General features: G+C 70.7%; 28 protein-coding genes. 12 read left to right on the plus strand and 16 right to left on the minus strand.

The genetic code is table 11. The features are described from left to right. Positions 1 to 375: DUF427 domain-containing protein (locus tag ASE56_RS17585; protein ID WP_235556877.1), on the minus strand; the 375-nt coding region annotated here is incomplete at its 3' end. Positions 376 to 475: 100 nt separating this feature from the next. Here ASE56_RS17585 and ASE56_RS00565 point away from each other — a divergent pair. The 4 genes from ASE56_RS00565 (at position 476) to ASE56_RS00575 (ending at position 2,537) form a co-directional block, all read left to right on the plus strand. Continuing rightward, a complete protein-coding gene (locus ASE56_RS00565; RefSeq protein ID WP_056224026.1) occupies positions 476 to 673 on the plus strand; it encodes a hypothetical protein in 198 nt (65 codons plus the stop codon). After that, complete coding sequence (locus ASE56_RS16750; RefSeq protein ID WP_156371548.1) at positions 670 to 813, plus strand: hypothetical protein; 144 nt, start codon at positions 670 to 672, stop codon at positions 811 to 813. The genes ASE56_RS00565 and ASE56_RS16750 overlap by 4 nt, the downstream gene beginning before the upstream one ends. Before the next feature lie 75 nt (positions 814 to 888). Beyond that, a complete protein-coding gene (locus ASE56_RS00570; protein ID WP_056224220.1) occupies positions 889 to 1,833 on the plus strand; it encodes an aldo/keto reductase in 945 nt (314 codons plus the stop codon). 146 nt (positions 1,834 to 1,979) lie between these two features. Beyond that, positions 1,980 to 2,537 (plus strand): nucleoside phosphorylase, encoded by a 558-nt coding sequence (locus ASE56_RS00575; protein ID WP_056224028.1) that lies wholly within the window; start codon positions 1,980 to 1,982, stop codon positions 2,535 to 2,537. A 24-nt stretch (positions 2,538 to 2,561) separates the two neighbouring features. Here the strand turns inward: ASE56_RS00575 and ASE56_RS00580 are convergent, their stop codons facing one another. The 7 genes from ASE56_RS00580 to ASE56_RS00610 form a co-directional block, all read right to left on the minus strand. Next, on the minus strand, positions 2,562 to 4,061 hold the full coding sequence (locus ASE56_RS00580) for an MFS transporter (protein ID WP_235556878.1): 1,500 nt from the start codon (positions 4,059 to 4,061) through the stop codon (positions 2,562 to 2,564). An 81-nt stretch (positions 4,062 to 4,142) separates the two neighbouring features. Next, positions 4,143 to 4,325, minus strand: coding sequence for a hypothetical protein (locus ASE56_RS00585; protein WP_056224029.1), 183 nt, complete (start codon positions 4,323 to 4,325; stop codon positions 4,143 to 4,145). Between the two features lie 43 nt (positions 4,326 to 4,368). Continuing rightward, positions 4,369 to 7,419, minus strand: a complete 3,051-nt coding sequence (locus ASE56_RS00590) for an AAA family ATPase (RefSeq protein ID WP_056224031.1) — start codon at positions 7,417 to 7,419, stop codon at positions 4,369 to 4,371. Then, positions 7,416 to 8,570, minus strand: a complete 1,155-nt coding sequence (locus ASE56_RS00595; RefSeq protein ID WP_056224033.1) for an exonuclease SbcCD subunit D — start codon at positions 8,568 to 8,570, stop codon at positions 7,416 to 7,418. Before ASE56_RS00595 ends, ASE56_RS00590 begins: the two co-directional genes overlap by 4 nt. Before the next feature lie 118 nt (positions 8,571 to 8,688). Then, a complete protein-coding gene (locus ASE56_RS00600; RefSeq protein WP_056224034.1) occupies positions 8,689 to 9,006 on the minus strand; it encodes a hypothetical protein in 318 nt (105 codons plus the stop codon). 1 nt (position 9,007) lies between these two features. Next, positions 9,008 to 9,217, minus strand: coding sequence for a hypothetical protein (locus tag ASE56_RS00605; protein WP_056224037.1), 210 nt, complete (start codon positions 9,215 to 9,217; stop codon positions 9,008 to 9,010). Positions 9,218 to 9,308: 91 nt separating this feature from the next. Further along, complete coding sequence (locus ASE56_RS00610; protein WP_056224039.1) at positions 9,309 to 9,608, minus strand: GNAT family N-acetyltransferase; 300 nt, start codon at positions 9,606 to 9,608, stop codon at positions 9,309 to 9,311. 435 nt (positions 9,609 to 10,043) lie between these two features. Between ASE56_RS00610 and ASE56_RS00615 the strand changes: the two genes are divergently transcribed. From ASE56_RS00615 to ASE56_RS00625, 3 genes are all read left to right on the plus strand, one after another. Continuing rightward, positions 10,044 to 10,766 (plus strand): winged helix-turn-helix domain-containing protein, encoded by a 723-nt coding sequence (locus ASE56_RS00615; protein WP_056224041.1) that lies wholly within the window; start codon positions 10,044 to 10,046, stop codon positions 10,764 to 10,766. A gap of 82 nt (positions 10,767 to 10,848) precedes the next feature. Then, a complete protein-coding gene (locus ASE56_RS00620; protein ID WP_235556879.1) occupies positions 10,849 to 11,838 on the plus strand; it encodes a DNA-3-methyladenine glycosylase in 990 nt (329 codons plus the stop codon). 16 nt (positions 11,839 to 11,854) lie between these two features. Then, on the plus strand, positions 11,855 to 12,076 hold the full coding sequence (locus ASE56_RS00625) for a hypothetical protein (RefSeq protein WP_056224043.1): 222 nt from the start codon (positions 11,855 to 11,857) through the stop codon (positions 12,074 to 12,076). A 1-nt stretch (position 12,077) separates the two neighbouring features. Here ASE56_RS00625 and ASE56_RS00630 read toward each other — a convergent pair whose 3' ends face one another. Further along, complete coding sequence (locus tag ASE56_RS00630; protein ID WP_056224045.1) at positions 12,078 to 12,539, minus strand: GNAT family N-acetyltransferase; 462 nt, start codon at positions 12,537 to 12,539, stop codon at positions 12,078 to 12,080. Between the two features lie 81 nt (positions 12,540 to 12,620). On the opposite strand from ASE56_RS00630, the gene ASE56_RS00635 reads away from it, so the two are divergent. Then, positions 12,621 to 12,911, plus strand: a complete 291-nt coding sequence (locus ASE56_RS00635; RefSeq protein WP_056224047.1) for a DUF4287 domain-containing protein — start codon at positions 12,621 to 12,623, stop codon at positions 12,909 to 12,911. Here ASE56_RS00635 and ASE56_RS00640 read toward each other — a convergent pair. After that, on the minus strand, positions 12,908 to 13,519 hold the full coding sequence (locus tag ASE56_RS00640; RefSeq protein ID WP_056224049.1) for a MerR family transcriptional regulator: 612 nt from the start codon (positions 13,517 to 13,519) through the stop codon (positions 12,908 to 12,910). The two genes, ASE56_RS00635 and ASE56_RS00640, sit on opposite strands and share 4 nt — an antisense overlap. A gap of 70 nt (positions 13,520 to 13,589) precedes the next feature. Here ASE56_RS00640 and ASE56_RS00645 point away from each other — a divergent pair, with 70 nt between their 5' ends. Both ASE56_RS00645 and ASE56_RS00650 read left to right on the plus strand, forming a co-directional pair. Beyond that, a complete protein-coding gene (locus tag ASE56_RS00645) occupies positions 13,590 to 14,102 on the plus strand; it encodes a DUF4188 domain-containing protein (protein ID WP_056224051.1) in 513 nt (170 codons plus the stop codon). Positions 14,103 to 14,106: 4 nt separating this feature from the next. After that, on the plus strand, positions 14,107 to 14,967 hold the full coding sequence (locus ASE56_RS00650) for a sulfurtransferase (protein ID WP_056224053.1): 861 nt from the start codon (positions 14,107 to 14,109) through the stop codon (positions 14,965 to 14,967). A gap of 40 nt (positions 14,968 to 15,007) precedes the next feature. On the opposite strand, the gene ASE56_RS00655 is transcribed toward ASE56_RS00650, so the two are convergent. Both ASE56_RS00655 and ASE56_RS00660 read right to left on the minus strand, forming a co-directional pair. Then, entirely contained in the window at positions 15,008 to 16,330 is a 1,323-nt protein-coding gene (locus ASE56_RS00655; protein WP_056224055.1) for an NAD(P)/FAD-dependent oxidoreductase, read from the minus strand. Between the two features lie 117 nt (positions 16,331 to 16,447). Continuing rightward, positions 16,448 to 17,902: an amino acid permease gene (locus ASE56_RS00660; RefSeq protein ID WP_056224057.1), complete on the minus strand. Its 1,455-nt coding sequence runs from the start codon at positions 17,900 to 17,902 to the stop codon at positions 16,448 to 16,450. Between the two features lie 127 nt (positions 17,903 to 18,029). Here ASE56_RS00660 and ASE56_RS00665 point away from each other — a divergent pair, with 127 nt between their 5' ends. After that, positions 18,030 to 19,232 carry a PLP-dependent aspartate aminotransferase family protein gene (locus tag ASE56_RS00665; protein WP_056224059.1) on the plus strand — a complete coding sequence of 401 codons (1,203 nt, stop codon included), beginning with the start codon at positions 18,030 to 18,032 and terminating at the stop codon, positions 19,230 to 19,232. 7 nt (positions 19,233 to 19,239) lie between these two features. Here ASE56_RS00665 and ASE56_RS00670 read toward each other — a convergent pair whose 3' ends face one another. Next, complete coding sequence (locus ASE56_RS00670) at positions 19,240 to 20,049, minus strand: Cof-type HAD-IIB family hydrolase (RefSeq protein WP_268768190.1); 810 nt, start codon at positions 20,047 to 20,049, stop codon at positions 19,240 to 19,242. An 82-nt stretch (positions 20,050 to 20,131) separates the two neighbouring features. Here ASE56_RS00670 and ASE56_RS00675 point away from each other — a divergent pair, with 82 nt between their 5' ends. Further along, entirely contained in the window at positions 20,132 to 20,617 is a 486-nt protein-coding gene (locus ASE56_RS00675) for a GNAT family N-acetyltransferase (protein WP_056224060.1), read from the plus strand. Positions 20,618 to 20,647: 30 nt separating this feature from the next. On the opposite strand, the gene ASE56_RS17590 is transcribed toward ASE56_RS00675, so the two are convergent. From ASE56_RS17590 to ASE56_RS17600, 3 genes are read right to left on the minus strand one after another with little or no spacing between them, the layout of a single operon-like run. Next, the gene (locus tag ASE56_RS17590; RefSeq protein WP_235556880.1) at positions 20,648 to 21,034 is read right to left on the minus strand and encodes an HNH endonuclease signature motif containing protein; all 387 of its coding nucleotides are present in this window, start codon (positions 21,032 to 21,034) and stop codon (positions 20,648 to 20,650) included. Further along, positions 21,016 to 21,435, minus strand: a complete 420-nt coding sequence (locus ASE56_RS17595; protein ID WP_235556881.1) for a hypothetical protein — start codon at positions 21,433 to 21,435, stop codon at positions 21,016 to 21,018. Before ASE56_RS17595 ends, ASE56_RS17590 begins: the two co-directional genes overlap by 19 nt. Then, a complete protein-coding gene (locus tag ASE56_RS17600; RefSeq protein WP_235556882.1) occupies positions 21,414 to 21,836 on the minus strand; it encodes a DUF222 domain-containing protein in 423 nt (140 codons plus the stop codon). The genes ASE56_RS17595 and ASE56_RS17600 overlap by 22 nt, the downstream gene beginning before the upstream one ends. Positions 21,837 to 21,903: the final 67 nt, after the last annotated feature.

Here is a 21,903-nt window from a genome sequence, read left to right on the forward strand (position 1 = left end):
CGGGCCCGCGTACACGGCGACCCGGTCTTCGAGGATCTCGTACCCGGGCATGGGGTGCGGATAGTTCCAGGCGGCGCGAGCGGCGACCGCTCCCCCACCCCCGTGGACATCGAAGTACCGGGCTCCCCCCTTGAACTCGCAGAACGACGCGCCCTCACCGAGGGTCAGCGCATCGCCGAACGCCACGATGGGCACGTAGTACACCGGCGGATGGCTGGTCTCGACCACACGGACGACGTCATCGGTATCGGCGATCCGCACGCCGCCGAAGTCGATCTGCACGCGCTTGCGGACGCGCTCCACGCGCGGTGGGCGGGGGTAGTCCCACACGGATTCCTGGCCGGGACGAACGGGGTCGGGTACGGGACGCGCCATGCGCCCACGGTACGCCGCGATCCGCATACTCGGGCGATTCCCCGCATACCGGCTCAGGAGGCGCACAGCTTTTCGGTAGCCTGGTGACCGAGGGGGCACCGTGAGCGAACAGAAGACCACGCACGACGGCCGTCGATATCGCGTCTACCAGATCGTCGGCATCGTGCTGGCCGTGCTCTTCCTCGCCCTGGGTGTCGCCGCCTATCTGGCCGGCGGCGGACCCATCATCGCCGCCATCGCCGTCATCGGAGGACTCGCCGTGCTCATCGTCTCGATCGTCATGATGGTGCGCTCGTGAGCGCCCCCGAGACCCCCGGCGGCTCCGACGGGAAGAAGAAGTACCCGGCGGGCACCGTCGTCATCTGGATCGCCGGTGCGGGCATCGGCCTGTGGCTGCTCATCAGCGGCCTGATCGGCATCCTGTCCGGAGGCAGCTGAACCGGCGCGTCGCGGGAATGCCCTCCGACGGTGATCGTTGACCTCCACGTCACCGATTTCGACAGGAAGGGCATCATGACGCGTATCGGACGCAGCGACCTCGACATCCTCCCCCTCTCCCTGGGCGGCAACGTCTTCGGCTGGACCGCGGACCGCGACACCTCGTTCGCCGTTCTCGACGCGTTCCACTCCGGTGGGGGCGACTTCATCGACACCGCCGACGCCTACAGCGCCTGGGTGCCCGGCAACTCGGGCGGTGAGAGCGAGACCCTCATCGGCGAGTGGCTCGCCTCGCGCAAGCCCGAGAACGTCGTCGTGGCGACGAAGGTCAGCCAGCACCCTCAGTTCCGCGGGCTGAGCGCGAAGAACATCCGTGCCGCTGCGGAGGCGTCGTTGGCGCGTCTCGGCGTCGACACGATCGACCTGTACTACGCGCACTTCGACGACGCCGACACCCCGCTCGAAGAGACCGTGGCCGGTTTCGCCGATCTCGTGACGGACGGGCTCGTGCGCTACGTCGCGGTGTCGAACTACACCGCGGCCCGTATCCGCGAGTGGATCTCGCTCGCCGAGGCCGCCGGCGCCGACCTGCCGGTCGCGATCCAGCCGCACTACAACCTCGTGCACCGCACCGAGGTCGAGAGCGACATCGTGCCCGTCGCCGAGCAGTACGGCATGTCGCTCGTGCCGTACTACGCCCTCGCCAGCGGGTTCCTCACCGGCAAGTACCGTTCGGCGGATGCCACGGGCGATTCGCCTCGCGCGGAGGGTGCGGCGAAACTCGCCACTCCCGCAGGGCTCAAGCTGATCGACGCCCTTGAAGAGGTCGGTGACGCGCACGGTTCCTCCATCGCGGCGACGGCGCTGGCCTGGTTGCGCCTGCAGCCCACCGTGGCCGCCCCCATCGCGAGCGCCTCCAAGGTGGAGCAGGTCGCCGACCTGCTCGCCAGCGCGTCGCTCGAGTTGACGAGCGACGAGCTCGCGCACCTGTCGGCCGCATCCGAGCCCGCACAGGGCTGAGTGACGACTCTCTCCCTCGACTGAACGCCCGCCGCACGCTCAGCGCACCCACGGTGCGTGTTCCGGTGCGGCGGGCGTTTCGTCGCGCGGGCAGGTCGCGCTGGCAGGCGGCGCGAACGCGCGGCGGCGTCGGCGACAATGGTGGGGTGAAGCTCCTCGTCGCCGCCCATGCGTCCGAACTCATCGCCTTCGAGGCGGAGATCACCGGGTTCGAGCGCCTGCTCACCGGAGTGGGCAAGATCCCGGCCGCCTACGCGTTGACGCGGGCCCTGTGCGCGGGCGATTACGACGAGATCGTCGTCGTCGGAACCGCCGGAGCGATCGACGACGACGTCCAGGGCGGCATCTACGACATCGCCGCGGCGATCCAGCACGACGTGAAGGGCCTCGACGGCGCCTTCGGCGAGCACGTTTCGCTCCCCGCTCGCGTCGAGACCGGTCACGAGGGCATGGTCATCGCCACGGGAGACCATTTCGTCGACGATGCCGAGACCGTGCGACTCATCCGTGGCCTCGGCGGGAGTCTCGTCGACATGGAGTCCTACGCGCTCATCTGGGTAGCGCAGCAGTTCGGTGTGCCCATTCGCATCCTCCGTGCCGTGTCGGACCGCGCACAGGACGGCGCGACCGAACTCTGGGACGATGTCGTGGAACGGTGCAGTCACGAGCTCCGCGCTGAGATCCGCACCCGCTACGGCGTCTGAGCGCGACCGCGACGCCGCCTGCGCTCAGGGCGTCTGCGAGCCCGAACGCGCTCGACCCGCGAGGTCGGTGACCCCTACGACGAGCGCGAGCGCCAGGAAGACGCCGACCGTGATCATGCCCGACGCGTAGGCGTCGTGGTACAGCACGGCCATGTCGTCTATGTTGCCCTGCTCGCGATAGACCGTCGCGTAGAACAGGGCGAGGGCGATGGCCGTGCCCACGGCCGTGCCGATGCGCTGCCCCAGCTGGCCGACGGATCCGGCGACGCCGCCGCTCTTGACCGGGATGTCGGCGAGGGTGAGCGTCTGGTTCGGCGAGATGACGAGTCCACCGGCGAAACCCCCGAACGTCATGACCGCCGCCATCGCCCAGGGGGTCCACCCGGGGTCGGTGACGAGGGCGACCAGGACGAGCCCACCGGCGGTGGCGACCATGCCCAGGATCCCCCAGACGACGAGGGGGCGCCCCAGTCGAGTGACGAGGTTGCCGCCGATCCACGAGCTCCCCGCGGATGCCACGGCGAAGCCGATCGTGACCATTCCCGCGAACACGGGTTCGAGGCCGAGTCCTCCCTGGAGGAACAGGGTGCCGAGAAGGAACATCGCGGGAACGGCCGAGAAGTAGGCGGTCGAGATGAGCACGCCGTTGCGGTAGGACGAGAGGGAGAAGATCGAGAACGGCATGAGCGGCATCCGGCCGCGCTCCGCGTATCGCCGTTCCCAGAAGACGAAACCCGCGGCGAACACGACCGACGCCACGAGGAACCACCAGCGGTGCGGGTTGTCGTCGGGGCTGCCCGTCGTGAACAGGAACGGCCACATCAACGACAGGATCGTCAACGCGAACAGCACGACGCCGACCGGGTCGAGATCGAGCTTGCGGTGCGATTTGGTGCGCGTGTCGGGAAGCAGCCACGCCGCCAGGGCGATGACGATCGCGACGAGCGGGACGTTGATCCAGAAGATGAGCCGCCAGCCGTCGGTGTCGCCGCCGATGGCGATGAGCAGACCGCCCAGGGTCGGACCGAAGGCGGTCGCGATGCCGATCGTGGCACCGAAGAGCCCGAACGCGCGGCCTCGCTCTTTGCCCTGGAACAACTGCTGGACGAGCCCGAGCACCTGGGGCATCTGGATGCCGGCCGCGACGCCCTGCAGAAGGCGAGCGGCCAGAAGCACGGTGGTGTTCGGCGCGAGCGCGCAGGCCAGGCTCGTCACGAGGAACAGTGACAGGCCGACGAGGAAGAGCATCCGCCGAGAGCGGAGGTCGCCCAGGCGTCCGGCCGGCACGAGTACGAGGCCGAAGGTCAGGATGTAGCCCGAGACCACGAGCTGCAACTCGGTCGGGCCGGCGTTCAGTGCCGCCTCGATCGAGGGGAGTGCGACGTTGACCTTCGTGAGGTCGAGGATCGTCAGCGCCGCGACCGCGACCGCGACCCAGTAGGCACGCCACCGATGCCGCGGCGACAGCACGATGTCACGCGTGGGGGGATGGGCGGAATCCGTGGGCGCAGAGGGAGGAGTCATCGACGCCGACGGTACTCCGGGGGGCGGACACCGGACCCGGGCTTGCGCGCGGGGGCATCTCGTCCTCTGCGGACGCGGGGGTCAGTCGACGTCGCGGCGGGCGAAGACCGCGCGCAACACGAAGAACACGATCACGGCGACGACCGCGACGGCGAGGAGGCGGAAGGCGAAGGCGATGAGCGAGAACAGGATGTTCACGAGCACCCACGCGATGATCACGGCGACGACGACGCCGAGGATGGTCCAGAGGGTGCTTTTGCGCATGCGTCCAGCCTAGAGCCGGGGACCGGGGCTGCCGGCCGTGCTCTCAGCCGACAGTCGCACCCACCCCCTGTCGGATCACACTCGGGCCTCGGGTCGTCGCGGTGACGTGCAGCTGAGCGGGCAGCTGGCCCTTCATGGCCGCGACATGACTGATGACTCCGACTGTTCGGCCTCCCTGCCGCAGTTCGTCGAGCGTTCTCATGGCGAGGTCGAGGGTGTCGTCGTCGAGCGATCCGAATCCCTCGTCGATGAAGAGCGTGTCGAGCCGGATGCCGCCCGCTCTCGCCGTGACCACCTCGGCCAAGCCGAGAGCCAGCGCGAGCGACGTGAGGAACGTCTCGCCGCCCGACAGCGACTGCGGGGGGCGACTCTGCCCGGTGAAGGCGTCGACCACCTCGAGGCCCAACCCGCTCGCGGCACCTCGGGCGGCCAGGGCGTCGCTGTGCTGCAAGCGGTACCGGCCGGACGACATGTGGTCGAGCCGCAGATTGGCCGCGGCCACGATCTCTTCGAGCTCGGCCGCGAGCACGAAGGTCTCGAGCGTCATCCGACGCGTGTTCGGAGCGCGCCCGGCCACGGTGTCGGCGAGGCGGGCGATCACGGCGTGCTCGTCGGAGAGCGCCGCCACCGCCGTGTGCCCGGCGTCGGCGCGGTGCGAGAGGCCCCTCAGACGGTCGGCCAGCGCGCGAGCCGAGGCGTGCGCCGCGGACGAACGCTGGACGGCCTCACGCGCCTCGGCGACGGCGAGCGCGAACGGAGCCAGGTCGACGGGCTCGTCGGGGGCGTCGACGAGGAGCAACTCGAGATCCAGCAATCGCTGGCGGACGGAGGCGACCGCCGCGTCGTGCTCCGCGATCGCGGTGTCGAGGCGGTGCCGCTCGGACGCCGGCCGGAGAGCCCGGGTCACGGCCTCGACGTCTGCGAACGGGCTGTCGGCCACGAGGCCCGCGACGATCGCTGCGGTCTCGCTCTCATGCGCGATCGCGGTCTCGAGCAGATCCTGCGCGGCGACGAGCTCGCGCACCACTTCTCGTCGGGAGCGAAGGTCGCGCTGCCGCTCGGCCACGCTGTCGGAATCTCCGCGCGCCGCGGCGACCTCGACGCGCAGGATCTCGATCCGCTGCTCGGTGAGCGCGAGGGACTGGCGGGTGTTCGCGAGCTTCTCCGAGAGGCCGTCGATACGCTCGGCGATCGACGCATCGAGTTCTGCCACCCGCGCCCGTTCCTCCTGCACGCGCTCGTGCTCGTCGACCTCGGCCTCAGCCGAGGTGAGGGCCTCTTCCGTCTGGGCCAGACGCTCCTCGAGGACCTCGACGCTCTCTCCGCCCGCGAGAGCTGCGGCCAGCGTGTGCGCGTCACGCGCGACGCGCGCGGCGTCGGAGGCGAGTCGGTCCTGCTCGACGGCGACGTTCTTGCGATCTTCGGCGGCGTTGATCTCGTCGTCGGACACGGGAGCATCGTCACCGCGCGCGGGGTGCGGATGCTCGCGCGCTCCGCACACGGCGCACGGTTCGCCGTCGACCAGATCGTGGGCCAACTCGACGGCGGCACCCGCGAGACGACGGCGGAGAAGGGCGGTCCAGGCGTCGACGGCACGCTGCACCTCGTCGGCACGGACGAGAGCCGCCAGATCCGCCCGTTCGCGTTCCTCGAGCAGGGCCGCGGCGCGGCGCGCGGCCTCGAGCCGGCGAATCACGTCGTCTCGCGCGGTCGCCGCGGTCGACTTCCGGGTCTCCGCTCCGGCCAGTCGCATGAGTCGCTCATCGAGGCCGCGCAGAAGCTCCGGAACCTCGAGTCGCCCGTCGATCAACGCGTCCCGATCCGCGGTGGTGCGGGCGAGGAGCGCGGTGAACCGGTCGGCTTCGGCGACGAGCTCGTCAAGTTCGACCTCGGCGGCGAGTGCCGACTCGCCCCGGGCGAGCAGGGCGGTGATCTCGTCGTCGCGGGCGACGAGCTCTGCCCGGTCGACGCCGACCTCGAGGGACGACGCGGAGCCGACCGGCTCGCCGAGCCGACGGGCCTTCTCGATCGCGGCGCGGGAGCGGTCCCGGGCGGAGGCGAGCCCCCTGCGCGCCGACTCGGCCGCCTCGATCGCGCCGCGGAGGGTCTCGGCCTCGGCCGCGGCGGAAGACTCATCGCGCGCGTCGGACATCCGGGCGTCGTCCGCCTCGAGGGCCGTCAGGCGAGCGCGAAGACGTGCGCGATCGTGTTGCCGCTCGGTGAGGGCGGTCGCTTCGCGCTCGGCGATCAACGCCCGATCGAGACGCGCGTTGCTGTCGTCGCGTTCGCGCGCAGCCGACTCGACGCGGTAGTCGGCGCGTTCCACCGCTCGCACGACGCGGGCGACACGTTCGCCGACTCCGAGCGCTGCACCCGCGTCCGATTCACCTTCGACCGCGCCGACCGTCGAGGCCTCGGCGTCGAGCTCGAGGGCGAGACGCTCGGCTTCGTCGAGGAGGGTCGCGACCTCGACGCCCTCGGTGGCGAGACGCTCGGACGCGCGCTTGCGGCGTTCGTCGAGATCGGTCGCGTACTGCTCGAAGGACCGGGTACCGAACAACGTTCGAAGCAGGCTCAGTCGTTCGTCGTTCTTGGCGAGGAGGAAGCGCGCGAAGCGGTTCTGCGCCAACAGGATGACCTGGAGGAACTGCTGCTGGGTCAGACCGAGGATCTCGTCGAGACGAGCGGCGACATCGACCGGACGCGCGGCCACGCCCGTCCACCCTTCGGGAGCGAGGACCTCGAGCAGCGCCCGATGAGGCTCTTTCGTCGTCCCTCCCCCGCGTCGCTTCGGCCGCTCGAACTCCGGAGACCGAGTGATGCGCCAGCGCTCGCCCTCGGCGCTGAACTCCAGTGTCACGCGGGTCGGGTCGTCGGGCTCGCAGTGGTCGCTGCGCAGGCGGCGCTCCGCACCGTCGTACCGCGGAACGCCCCCGTACAGGGCGTAGCAGACCCCGTCGAGCACGCTCGACTTACCGGCTCCGGTGCGTCCCGTGATGAGGAAGATGCCGTCAGCGGTGAACACGTCGAAGTCGACGGTCTGCGCCTCGAGGAACGGCCCGAACCCCTCGAGGACGAGGCTGTGGAGCTTCACGCCGTGGCCTCCGCGACGGACCGGCCGTCGAGCACCTCGCGGATGAGGGCGCGCTCGGCCTCGGAGGCCCCTTCTCCCTCGCGGACGTGGGCGAGGAAGGTGTCGATGACCTCGCCGTCGTCGCGCGCGGACCGCACCCGTCGGGCGTACCCCGACCCGTCGTCGGGCAGGGTCTGAGCGGGGAGGTGGACGACCGTGGCGCACCAGGGGAAGCGCGCCTGCAGCCGGCGCATGGGATCGGGCTGTGGAGTGGAGTCGGTGTACTCGGCGCGCACCCAGTGCTCGTGGAAGTCGGCGAAGCGATCGTCGGTCAGGAGGTCGTCGAGGGGGGCACGGAGGGTGACGAGCGGGCGGAGAACGGGCAGGTCGAGCCAGGTCACGTTCGCGAGCCCGTCGGCGTCGAGATCCACCAACCAGGATCCGCGCGGTTTGCCCGCCTCACCGAAGCTGTAGTGCACCGGCGCTCCGGCGTACCGGACGCGGGTGGAGATCTGCTGGCGGCCGTGGATGTGTCCGAGGGCGACGTAATCGGGCCCGTCGAAGGCGGAAAGCGGAACCACGTCGAGACCCCCCTGGCGGATCTCGCGCTCCACCCCCGGCGTCGCGTCGACGCCTGCGGCGAAGCAATGAGCCGCCACCACCGAACGCCCACCGCGCTCGGTGAGGTCGGCGCGGACGAGGTCGAGGGCGTGCTGCATGGTCTGTGCCTGGCTGCGCAGTTCGACGCCCTCCCAGAGGTGGCGCACGATGGCGGGCTCGAGGTACGGGATGCCGTAGAAGTGCACGGAGCCGTGCTCGTCGTCGATGGTCACCGGGGTACCCACGGCGTGGGGGGCGGTGACGACCGTGATCTCGTCGCGCAACAGAGCGGACTGGAAGCCGAGACGGGCAGCCGAGTCGTGGTTGCCGCTCGTGACGATGACACGCGCTCCGGCGGCCGCCAGCGACGCCAGGGTCGACGTCAAGACCGGATAACAGGCCGCCGAGGGGGCCGCGGAATCGAAGACGTCGCCCGCGACGATCACCACGTCGACGGAGTTCTCGCGCACCTGCGCGACGAGGGCGTCGAGGACGCCGCTCAGCGCATCGAGGGTCGAGTGCCCGTGGAAGGAGCGCCCGATGTGCCAGTCGGAGGTGTGCAGGATCCGCATGCAGACACGGTACGTCGCACCTCCGACATCGGCTCGCAGCAAACGCCCGACCCGACGGGTTCGTCCCACGGAAAAGCCCCGCCGCCGGGTCTTTCCGGGGCGGGGCGTTCTCGAGGGATCAGGAGCCCGAGACCTCCGCGGCCAGGGCGCGGATGCGGTCGTCGCCCAGGTCGAGGCCGATGTCGCGGAAACGCTGACGCAGCACGTCGGCGATGCGCTCCTCGCTCTTGTCGCCGACGTCGGCGCGCGTCTGCACGACGACGCCGGCGATGCGTGCCTCGTCGTCGGTCGGGTGGGTGTCCATGGCCGGTTCGGACTGCTCGTCGGGTCGCGAGATCTTGCGATCGCGGTGCACAGCGCCGCCGACCGAGTCCGCGGCGTCTGCTCCCCCGTCGGGACCGCTGGTGGGCTGGGGCGCCCGAGTGTCATCCGTCATGTCAGTCCTCCGTGCTCAGGTCGGGGTCGATGCCCTGGCTGGCGGCATCCCCCTCGATGGGGTCCGAGGGCTCCGCGTCGTTGAGGCGCGGCGAGCCCTTCGCGTGCTCGTTCTGCTCTGCGGTCTCACCGTCGGCGACGGCGCCGCTCTCCCACCCACCGGGAGGGTCGGCGTTGATGACACCCTCGGGCAGGTCGCGGTCGTCTGTCATGACTTCCCCTTTCGACCCGACCAGCTTCGTCGGGCGGGCGGAGGACCCGGCAGGGGTTGACGGCCGGACGCGGTCTGCGTAGGCGCTCGGTTCAGGAGGCGGGTCGCTGGTGCAGGATGGCCGCCCGCTCGGGGTGGGCTTCGAACCACTCCCCCACGTACCAGCACACGGGCAGGATCTCGCGGTCGCCCGCCGCCTCGATCGCGTCCACCGCGCGCTCGGTGATCACGGCGGCGTAGCCGTGTCCGCGGAAGGTGGGGATGGTGAAGGCGCGAGTCAGGGCGACCGTGCGCCCGTCGTCGCGATAATCGAGGACCGAGACGAGGTCGTCTCCATCGTGCAACGTGTAGCGGGACGCGGTCTTGTCGTCGGCGAAAAGCAGGTCAGCCATGACGGAGAGGCTACGCCGCCCTCGATGGACGGGCTCCGTCGCGGCAGAGTGCACGGTGCGACGGCCCGGGAGGCCGCGAAACTGAGCATGATGCGCGCCCCTGACGGCATCCATGCCGATTTGACGAGGTCGGACACGCTGCGTCATAATCCCCCCATGACTCTCAACGCGCGTTCTCTGTCCGCCCGGGAGGCGAACAGGACTGCCGGCATGATGATGCCCGGCCGCGTTGCGATGTGTTGTCGAATGTGCCGCTAACAGCGACCCTCGCTCGGACCGCCTCGGTTTCTGAACACCGACGTCGTCCCTCGGCCGCCTGACGTCCGCGTCGATCACGCGTACCCCGGCACCGCACTCCGGCCCTCCGGCCTCTCCCTCCCGTCGAACCCCGCTCTCGTTGACGCCCGGGTTCACACACCCAAGGATTCTCTCCTCATGTCGATCTCCGCCGTTCTCGACCGCCCCTCCACCGCCGCCGCCCGTCCCGCCGCCCGCGACGCCGCTCCCCACGCGACCGCAGCGTCGGCCCCTGCGGCTCGCCCCGCCGCCCCCGCCACCACCGCCCCGCGGGGCTTCGCTCTCTACGTCGGCATCGACGAGGCGAAGGCCGCCGCCGCCGGCGTCAGCCTCGGTACTCTCGTCGAAGCCCTCCGCCGTACGCTCGGCGAGCTGGCCCCCGCCGCCGAGACCTACGCGACGGTCGCCCTCGCCCCGGTCGGGTCCGGTGGCCGCGACGTGGACGTGGTGCGTCTCGCCCTGCACGAGCCGTCGGCGATCGCACGCACCAAGGACGAGCCCGCCGAAGAGGACCGCGCGCCGGGAGGCGTCGTGGTCGACATCTCGCGCAAGCGCGTGCTCATCGACGGCGAGTCCGCTGCGTTCACGTTCAAGGAGTTCGAGCTGCTGCAGTACCTCGTTCTGCGCGAAGGCCGCACGATCGAGCGCACCGAGCTGGTGGCATCCCTCTGGGAGGGCTCGACCGACGATGACGCCCCGGGCGAGCGCACCATCGACGTGCACGTGCGGCGCCTGCGCGCGAAGCTCGGCGTGTACGAGGACATCGTGCGCACCGTGCGCGGCGTCGGGTACCGCTTCGACCGCCACGCCGACGTGTCGATCCGCTACGGACACGGCACCCCCTCGCCCGACCGGTTCTGACGCCCCCTCCCGCTCTCTGCATGGGAGCGGATGCCGCGGGAGCGGATGCCGCGATGTCGGCGCTCGGACGTAGGGTGTCGGCATGAGGTCGATCGGAGTCCGCGCGCATCACGCGCCGCGTGAATCGGCCGCTCCCGCGGGCGACCCGATCGAGTCGGAGTACCGCCCCGCCCGTCCGGTCGACATCGGCCGTGCCGTCGCGGCACAGCGTCACGGTGCGAACGACCCCACGTACTTCGCCTCGCAGCCGCTCCCGGCCGGGGGCGTCGTCTGGCGGGTGAGTCGCACCCCTCTCGGGGTCGCCACCCTCGCCTTGCGCATGCGCGTCGGCGGTGCGGTCAAGGCCGCGGCGTGGGGGCCGGGAGCCGAGTGGGCTCTCGACCAACTGCCCGCGCTGTGCGGTCGCGACGACGATCCCGACGGTTTCGACGCGTCGCGGCATCCGTCCGTCGCCGAGTGGCATCGCCGGCACCCCGACCTCCGTATCGGCCGCACCGACCTCGTCTTCGATGCGCTGGTCAGCGCCATCATGGAGCAGAAGGTCACGAGCATGCAGGCCTTCTCCGCCTGGCGGAGCATCGTCACCTGGTACGGCGAGCGCGCTCCCGGTCCGACCCCTCGGCCAATGTTCGCTCCTCCCGACGTCGACGGATGGCGCCTCGTCCCCTCGTGGGCGTGGCATCGCGCGGGTCTCGAGCCGCCGCAGTCGCGCACCATCGTCGAGACGTCGCGCCGGGGGGCCTCCATCGTCCGTGCCGCCGAGGCGGCCGTCGACGGCGAGGCCCGCGATCGCGTCTTCATCAGCCTCCGCGGGGTGGGCATCTGGACGAGCGCCGAGACGCGGATCCGTGCTTTCGGCGATCCGGATGCCGTGAGCGTCGGCGACTACCATCTCTCCCATCAGGTGGGTTTCGCCCTCACCGGGCATCGCACCGACGACGACGGCATGCTCGAGCTGCTCGAGCCGTTCGCCGGGCACCGTCAGCGCGTCATCCGTCTGATCTATGCCGGCTCTGCGCTCGAACCGCGCCGCGGCCCGCGCCTGCACCCCGAGGATCACCGCGATCGGTGACCCCTAGGCTGAGCCCATGACGCAGACGGGAACGGGCTGGCCACGCGGACGGACGTACTGGGTTCTCGGGAGCGTGCTCCTGCTCGGCCTGGGGGTGCTGTTCGGCCTCGTGTGGCAGAACGTGTGGCTCGGCATCATCATCGCCGCCGCCGTGTCGGTCGGGTGGCTCCTCGCTTACGAGTCGAGCCGCGGACGCAACGTCGGGGTGAACGACGAGGACAACGGCATCCAGCTCTAGGTCAGCGCTCGCCGGCGAGGTGGGTGCGCCGCATCGGCACGTGGGGAATGCCGTCCTCGGCGAAAGGGGCCCCCGACACGACGAAGCCGAACCGTCCGTACCAGGAGGCGAGGTGCGCCTGAGCGTCGAGCAGGATCGGGATGCCGGGAGCCTCGGCATCCAGAAGATCGATCGCCGCCCGCATGAGGTCGGCGGCGATGCCGCGCCCTCGAGCCGCGGGAGCGGTGGCGACCCGGCCGATGCGCGTGTTCCCCGCCTCCCGGAGAACGCGGAGCGTCGCGAGGATCTCGTCGCCGTCGGCGGCCCAGAACAGTTCGGCGCCGGACTCGATGTCGCGGCCGTCGATCTCGGGGTAAGCGGCCTCCTGCTCGACCACGAACACGGCCACTCGCATCCAGAGGATGCGGTACAGCGTGAGCGGGGCGATGTCGGCGACAGCGGAACGATGCACGGTGACGACCATCCCTCGACCGTACAACGGCCGGCGAGGCCGATCGGCGCTCTCGCCTGGACCCCTGTCGGAGGTGCGCGGTAGCCTGCGGCCATGTCTTTCCAGGCGTATCTCGACAACATCGAGACCAAGACGGGTCTCACCCCGCGGCAGTTCGTCGCCCTCGCCGCCGAGCGCGGTTTCGGTCCGGGCACGAAGGCGACCCCGATTCTCGAATGGTTGAAGGACGACTACGACCTCGGGCGCGGCCACGGCATGGCCCTCGTGCACGTGATCACGAAGGGCCCGCAGATCGGCGACACGCACGTCGGCCGCAGCGGGCCGCACGGCGACAACAGCGACACCCTCTGGCTCGACGGCGCGGCGTCGAATCCGAACCCCTAGCCTTCCGCCGAGAAGCGTCTCGACGCCGCGATCTGCTCGCCGACCCGCCGCAGGGCCAGAATGAGCGGCTCGACGAGTGCGGTGCCGAGCACGACGTAGCGCACAGCGTCGTCCATCGACGTCTCGGGTGTCGCGGCGAGCTCCGCCTCGCCGATCGCGGCGAGATGCGTGACGTAGCTGTCCATCACCGACGGCGGCACGGTGAACCCGGCGCGATCGAGTGTCGCGAGGGCCTGGGCGACGGCACGGAGCTGGTCGGGAAAACAGTCGACGGGCGATCCGCCCATGCGCTCGAGCAGCGCGGTCGCCGCGGTCACGTCGAGGTCGCCGTCGACCACCGGGGTCACGGCGGCATTGGCGGCGCCGAGCAGGTCGTAGGGGTTCTCGGGCGGCTCTTCGAGCACGCCGATCACCTTGCGCACCCCCGCGATCCCGACGCCCGCGTCGACGAGCGCGCGGATGACGCCGAGGCGCTGGACGTGCGAGGCTGCGTAGCTCGCCTGCGTCGGCGAGGTGCGCTCGCCCTCGGGCAGCAGTCGCTCGCGCAGGTAGTACTTGATGGTGGCGACGGGTACTCCGCTGGTCGCCGACAGTTCCGAGATCCGCACCGCTCGCCCCTTGACTCGATAGCAAGACTATCCAACACTGGATAGTGACACTATCGAGTGAGGACGAGCCATGGCATCCATCAATCCGGGACGAACGACCCACCGCTACGACGGCGAGCTCGTCGTCTTCCACATCGGCATGACGGTCAACAGGTGGTGGCGACCCGACCAGTGGATGCCGCTGATGGGCGACATGCCCAGGATGCTGCGCGAGCTGAGCACCGACCCCGACTCCGGGCTCCTCGGTTTCACGATGCTGCTCGGCTCCCGGGGTCCCTACCTCGTGCAGTACTGGTCGTCGCTCGACAAGCTCTACGCCTACGCCTCGGCGCCGGCCCAGGAGCACCGGCCCGCCTGGACGCGTTTCAACCAGCGGGCGCGGAAGAACCCCGGCGCGGTCGGCATCTGGCACGAGACGCACGTGGTCGAGCGCGCCGAGACCATTTACGTCGCAACCCCGCCGATGGGTCTGCCGCGGGCGACCGAGATCGTGCCCGTCGCCTCGCGACACGACCGGGCACGGGCACGCGTGGCCGACGGTCGCACGGGTGGTGCCGCCGCGCCCGCCGGAGCGACAGACTGAGGGCATGGCCTCGATCCTCACCACCGCCGAAGAACTGCACGACGCCCTGTCCGCGGGCCGCTACGCCGACGGCGGTCCCGTCCGGGTGCTCGACGTGCGCTGGCGACTGGACCGCCCCGACGGGCGGCCCGACTACCGCGCCGGACACATCCCGGGCGCGCAGTACGTCGACCTCGACCACGACCTGGCCACTCACGGCGCACCGACCGAGGGCCGGCATCCGCTCCCCTCCCTCGAGTCGTTCGAGCAGACCGCCCGTCGGTGGGGTATCGACGAGGGCGACACCGTCGTCGTCTACGACGACCTGAAGAACATGTCGAGCGCCCGCGCCTGGTGGCTGCTGCGCGCGGCCGGGGTCGCCGACGTGCGCCTGCTAGACGGGGCGCTGACGGCGTGGACCGAGGCCGGCTTCGCGCTCGAGGAGGGGGATGCCGGGGCTCCCGCCCCCGGCTCGATCTCGCTGGCCTACGGCGCGATGCCCACCCTCGCACTCGACGAGGTGGCATCCTTCGCCGAGGACGGCCTCCTGCTCGACGCGCGGGCGGGCGAGCGCTATCGCGGCGAGGTGGAACCCATCGACCCGCGCGCGGGACACGTGCCCGGGGCGGTGAGCGCCCCGACCACCGAGAACGTCGGCGGCGACGGCCGCTTCCGCTCCCCCGACGACCTGCGTTCGCGATTCCGGATGCTGGGGGCCGAAGACGGCATGAGCGTCGGCGTCTACTGCGGGTCGGGCGTGACGGCGGCGCACCAGGCGGTCGCCCTGACGCTCGCGGGCTTCGAGCCGCGGGTCTTCGCCGGGTCGTGGAGCCAGTGGTCGAACCACCCCGAGCTGCCCGTGGCGACGGGGCCGGAGCCGCGCTGAGGCCCGGTCCCCTCCAGAGATCCAGGGACCGTCCGCGGAGTCACGCCCAGAGGTCGCTGACGGGGATCTCGCGAGCGAGAACGTTCTGCGCCGCCCGGTGCCCCGAGAGCAGTGCACCGGGGACGGTGGCGGGGTCGTCACCCCACGTCGCTTCTCCGGCGAGATGCAGCACCCCGTCGACCGGGGTGGCGAGTTCGTCGTGGTCGGCGCCGACCGAACCGGGGAGCATGTACGCGTACGACCCCCGTGAGAACGGGTCGTCCTGCCAACGCGTGACGATCGCGCTCGTCGGATCGGGCACACCGTCGCCGTAGAGGCGGCGCAGCTGGACCATGGTCGACGCGATGATCCGCTCGTCGCTCCACTCGCGCGTCGCCACCGCAGCGGGACCCGCGGCGAACGTGAGCAGGGCGGGCTCGTCGTGAAGCCGACCGAGGTCGTACCAGGAGTGCCACCACTCCCCCTCGTCGCCGAGCTGACGGATGCCGTAGACCCCGGCATCCCAGAATCGCTCAGCGAAGCGCAGCACCACCTTCTCGAAGGCGTTCATCCGGAGCAGCCCGAGCGCCCGGCGATGCGGCTGCGGGAGAGGGGGCTCGATCACCAGGCCTCCGGCGTGCAAGACGCCGACGGGGACCGTGACCACGGCCTCCCTCGCCACGAACGTCCCGCGGTCCGTGTCGACCACGACGCCGGCGGCCGAACGCTCGACGCGCGAGACGACGTGACCGAGACGGACGTCGAGACCCACCGCGAGGTTCGTCGCGAGCTCGTCGTAGCCCCGGGGGAAGACGACCTCGTCGCCGTCGACGGTGTCATCGTCGAGACCGTGGGCACCGAGCTCGGCCATGCCGATGCCGTACTGCTCCTGAGCGCGGCGGTCGTTGTACTCCCGCACACGCTCCCTACGCTCGGCATCCCAGTCCTGTAGAGCGAGAGCACGCTCGACGACGTCCGCGTAGGTCGCGTCCGGCTCGGCGTCGCCGATGACGCGCGTGAGCGTCGCGTTGAGCGCGCGGATGTCTGCGGCGTATCCCGCCACCGCGTCGACGTCGACGCGCCGACCCCGGGCGTCGAAGTACGCCAACGGGCGGGAGTCGGGCTGATACCCGCCGACGGTGAACTCCACCATCGGCATGCCGAAGGCTCGCGCCGCGTCCGCGACGGGGCTGTCGGTGATGCCGTGGATCCACGATGCGCCGCGATCGGTGACGTGGCCGCCGGAGCGATCGGTGAACACGCGCCCACCCACCCGGTCCCGCGCCTCGAGCACGACGACCCGGTGCCCGCCCCGCACCAGGAGACGAGCGGCGGCGAGCCCCGAGATCCCCGCCCCGACGACCAGAGTGTCGACGGTTTCCATGGGCCCTCCCGCGTGCTCGATGTTCCGGCGACGCTACTGCGGGCGGCGAGCTCTCGGCATCCGCCACTCTGGCGTGCGAGCGGCGGCGGGCTGGACGCGGTGTACACACCGCACGGTTCAGGCGACCGGCGCCTCTTCATCGCGGCGCTCGGGAACCGTACCCTTACGGCCGTAGCGCAGCCAGAAGAACAGGTAGCAGAGCCCCACGAACGGGATGCCGAAGTACAGGGCGGCGACCTGGTTCGGGTCGAACGCGATCGCCACGATCGACGCGGTCAACAGCACGAAGGCGAGGATCGGCACGAGCGGGTACATCGGCGTGCGGTAGGCGAGGGTCGAGAGGTCTCCTCCCTCGCGCAAGAACTGGCGCCGGTGGAAGAACTGCGCAGCGACGATCGCCATCCACACCGCCACCGCCGCGAAGCCGGCGATCGACACGAGCACGATGTACACCGTCTCGGCGGCGACGACGCTGGTGATCAGTGAGACGAGGCCGATCGCGAGGCTCACCAGCAACGCCACCATCGGGATGCCGCGGCGCGTGAGCTTCGTGAAAGCGCGCGGCGCGTACCCCTCTTCAGCGAGGGAGAAGAGCATGCGCGCGCAGGAGTACAGCCCGCTGTTGCCCACCGAGAGCAGGGCCGTGATGACGACGAAGTTCATGATGTCGGCGGCGTAGGGCACCCCGACGATGTCGAAGACCTCGACGAAGGGGCTCTCGCTGACGCCGGCCTTGTCGTACGGCAGGAGCGCCGCGATCACGACGATCGAGCCGACGAAGAGCACGAGCAGGCGCAGCACCGTCGAGCGCAGTGCGCGGGGGATGTTGCGGGCCGGGTCCTTGGTCTCGCCCGCGGCGACCCCGACGATCTCCGCCCCACTGAAGGCGTAGAACACGGCGAGCGAGGTGATGAGCACTCCGCCGAGACCCGCGGGCAGAAGCCCCTCGGGCGTGACGAAGTTGCTCAGCAGCACCGCCTCGTGCGGCTCGGACGAGAGCGGGGTGAAGCCGAAGATCGCCATGCCGCCCAGCACGATCAGGGCGACGATCGCGAGCACCTTGATGAGGGCGAACCAGAACTCGGTCTCACCGAACACGCGCGCCGAGATGGCGTTGAGGGTGAACAGCACCGCGGCGAAGACCACGCACCACACCCACACGTCGACGTTCGGGAACCACCTTTGCATGAGGATCCCGGATGCCGTGAACTCCGACCCCAGCGCGACGACCCAGCACAGCCAGTACAGCCACGCCGTGGCGAAGCCCGTCGCCGGCCCCATGGTGCGCGCGGCGTAGATGTGGATCGAGCCCGAGACGGGGTAGGTCACCGCGAGCTCGCCGAGGCACACCATCACGAGCCACACGACGAAAGCGCCGAGCAGGTACGCGAGCACGGCTCCGAGCGGACCCGCCTGGGCGATCGTGTAGCCCGAGCTCAGGAAGAGACCCGACCCGATGACGCCGCCGAGGGCGATCATCACGAGGTGGCGCGCGTCCATCGCGCGGCGGAGCTGCCTCTTCGGCTCGCCCGACTCGGCGCGGTCGACGGCGGGACCCGAGGGTCGGTTCATGAGGGTTCTCGCATTCGTCCTCGAGGGCCGCGCGTTCGGGCGACCGCACGTCAGAGTAGTTGATGACCGCTGGCTACGCTGAATGGAGCGCACCGAGTCCAGTCGGTGCCGGAGGAAGGACGGCGAGATGGCAGAGCGCCCCGACCGCACCGACAGCGACACGCTCGCCGAGGCGAGTCTCGCCGTCCACGGCGGCAAGCAGCTCGACAGCACTCGCGCTCTGCGCACGCCGCTGGTCATGTCGAACTCCTACGAGCTCCCCGAAGACCCGAGCGAGATCAGCTGGTCGGCCACCGCGCCCGGGCTCTACACCCGCAACACCGGCGTCAACCAGCTCGCCCTCGAGCGCAAGCTCGCCGCCCTCGAGGGCGGAGAAGAGGCCGTCGCCCTCGCCTCCGGGGTCGCCGCCCTCCACGCGGTGTTCTTCACGCACGTGCGCGCGGGCGACCACGTCGTGGTGAGCGACGTCGTCTACGAGGCCACCTGGCGGCTCTGGAGCGAGCTGCTCCCCCGCCGCTACGGCATCCATGCCACCTTCGTCGACATCTCGGATCCGGATGCCGTCCGCGCGGCGATGCGGCCCGAGACGAAGCTCGTGTGCGTCGAGGCGATCGCGAACCCGACCACCAAGGTCACGGACGTCGCCGCGATCGCGGACATCGCGCACGCGGCCGGCGCGCTGCTGATGGTGGACTCCACCTTCACCCCGCCTCCGTTCTACCGACCGCTCGCCGACGGTGCCGATCTGGTCGTGCACTCGCTGACGAAGTACATCAACGGTCACGGCGATGCGATGGGCGGGGCGGTGATCGGGCGGTCGGAGCTGATCGAGCCGATCAAGGCCGACGCGATGGTCGACGTCGGCGGCGTCATCTCGCCCTTCAACGCCTGGATGATCGAACGTGGATCCGTGACGCTGCCCCTGCGCCTGCGCCAGCACCTGTCATCGGCGGAGCGGATCGCCGCGTTCCTCGAGGCCGACCCCCGGGTGGCGTTCGTCGCCTACCCGGGCCTGCCCTCGCACCCGGGCCATGAGACCGCGCGGCGCCAATTCGGCGGGCGCGGATACGGCGGCATGATGGCGTTCGCCGTCGACGGCGGACCCGACGCGCAGAACCGCATGGTCGGTCAGCTCCGCCTCGTCACCTCGGGGTTCTCTCTCGGTCACGACGACAGCCTCATCGTGCACACCGCCGCGGACGGACCGCGGACGGTGACGTATCCGGAAGAGTTCCGACGCTACGGGCACCTGCGGTTGTCGGTGGGTCTGGAGGATCCCGACGACCTGATCGCCGATCTCGCGGCGGCGCTGGACGCGTCGGGCGTCTGAGCTCGCCCTACGACTCGGGGAACAGGTCGCGGATCGTCGTGACGACGCCGTGGTCGAGATTCGAGGGGGCGCGGTAGCGCGCGCGAGCGACGACCTCGGGGTGGGCCTCGCGCATCGCGTACGACCAGTCGGCGGCATCCATCATCTCGAGGTCGTTGAGGTAGTCGCCGAAGGCGGCCGTCTGCGCGGGCACGACGTCGAGCGCCTCTTGCAGCCGCGCGAGGGCCGCGCCCTTGTCGACGTGAAGGTTCATGATGTCGACCCAGTGACGCCCCGACACCACGACACGGTGTGTTTCGGCGATCTCGTCGAGCGCGCGACCGACGCTGTGCTCGGCGACGGCGAAGTCGTAGATCGCGATCTTCAGGACGTCGTCGTCGACCTCGAGGATGTCGTCGACCGCCTCGAGCGCCGCGTAGTACGTGTCGGCCTCGGCGCGGAAGGCGTCGTCGGTGCGCTCGATGTAGGCCGAACGCTTTCCGCACAGCACGACCCCCAGGTCGTATCCCCGCTCACCGAGATCGCGGAGGTGACGGACGACCCGCTCGACGACCTCGCGATCGATCGCGTCGGACGAGACCTCGACGCCCGCGCGGACGACGTACGCGCCGTTCTCGGCGATGAAGGTCATCTCGCCCGCGGCTTCGCCGAACGATCGCTGCAGCGTGGCGAGCTGCCGACCCGAGGCGGGGACGAAGGCCACTCCGCGCTCCGCCAGCCGGGGCAGAAGGCTCCAGAGCGGGTCGGGGATGTTGCCCTCGCCGTCGAGGAGGGTGCCGTCCATGTCGACGGCGATGAGGCGGATGTCGTGGGGCACGACTCCATCCTCCCAGGCGGGCGGCGGCTCTCGAATCGGTGGGCCAGCGGGGAACCGCTGAAATGACTGGTTGACTCGGCACATGGACCTCGAACCCTGTCGTCCCCGCGATATCGGAGCGCTGACGGCGTTCCTCGAGGGGGTCGATCTCACCTTGAGCGGCCTCGACGCCCCGGGAGTGCGGTTGTGGATCGAACGCGATGAGGCGGGCGCGGTGATCGGCAGCACCGGGTACGAGCTGAGCGGCGACGGGCGACACGCTCTCATCCGCAGCGTGGCGGTCCGTCCCGAGACGCGCTCGCGGGGCCTCGGCGGCGCTCTGGCTCGCTTCGCTCTTGCGCGCGCAGCCGACGGAGGCGCTTCGCGCGCGTGGTTGTTCAGCCGCCGCTCTGGTCCGTTCTGGCAGGGCCTGGGGTTCGCCCCCGCCGATCGGGACGAGCTGGCCGCTGCCCTCCCGGACACGTACCAGGTGCAGTTGTTCCGACGAACGGGACAGCTCTCCCGCGAAATTGCGTGGACGCGCGCGCTGACCCGGGAGGACACGGCCGAGCGCACAGCCCCAATGTGACTCAGGCGTGAGGCCCAGGTTCGCAGACACTCAGAACGGGGCCGCCTCGTCGTCGGGCGGTGACGGATCATCGGGCAAGAAGCGCACGGCGGGAGCGTAGGGCAGCGGCTCGTCCGCGTAGACACGACCGGACGGAGACGTCCATCCCAGGATGCCGCCGGCTCTCTGCCTCACCTTCCACCGGGTGAACTGCTTCTGCGAGTGGTGCCGCTGGCACAGGTGGGCGAGATTGTCGACGCGAGTCGTTCCGCCCAAGGCCCAGTCGACCGTGTGGTCGACCTCGCACCGGACGGCGGGGACGGCACACCCGGGCCACCGGCAACGCCGGTCGCGGGCGCGGAGGTGCCGGTCGATGGCGGAGGACCGCTGATACGTGTCGGTGAACAGCACGGCCCCCGTCATGGGGTGGGTGACCACGCGACCCAGGGGACGGTCGTGGATTCCGCGATGCCACGAGCGGTCTCGGCGTCGATGGGACCGTGCCCGACGAGTTCCGCAGGGTCGAGGTTCTCGTCGCCGGGCCGCAGCATCGTCAGTGCGGGCACGACGACCTGCACGCGAGCACGGATCGCCCCGAGCACGCCGGGACCGTCACCGGAGCGGGTCGGATCGGCGACGGGAGCCGCCGCCAGACGAAGGTCGGCCAGGATGTCGGCGCGCAACTGGTCGGTCGTGCGTTCGTCGACGGCGGATGCCGTCGCTCCCTGGCCCTGAACAGGTTCGGCGGTCGTGCGGTCCCCCTGCGGGTCCGGGCCGCCGACCGTCCGCGCGTCGATCACCGCGCGGCTCTGCAGCGTCAGCCGGTCGTAGATGCCCACCGCGAGCACGGTGGGAAGAGTCGCGATGAGGTCGGACTGCCGTCCACGCCCGGCACGACCCGGACGCACCGCGTCTCGCGGCCCCGCTGGTGCCTCTCGGTCAGCGTCGTCGGGTTCAGCTTCTCGGCGAGCGCGGCCAACCGCGAACGCAGCCGCCCCGGGCTGAGCTGGGCGGCCAGCCCCACGGCGAGGGTGTCGAACTCCGGACGCCGTTCCTCGGGCAGGGCGGCTCCGGCATCCAGCACGATGCGCACGTGGGCTCGAGTGAGAGCACCCGCCTCCCAGGCGTCGACGACAGCGGGGTAGTCGTCGACGAGTTGCAGCGCCCGACCGATGTGCGTCTGCACGGTGCGGTCGGAGAGGTGCGCCACCGCGGCCACCTCGGACGCGATCTCTCGCATCGCCATATCGGACGCGCACGGACGCCCTGTGCTCTGTGGCGCGCGTCAGGCCGTACTGCCCGAGAGC

Source organism: Microbacterium sp. Leaf203 (assembly GCF_001421275.1).
Lineage (GTDB): Bacteria > Actinomycetota > Actinomycetes > Actinomycetales > Microbacteriaceae > Microbacterium > Microbacterium testaceum_A.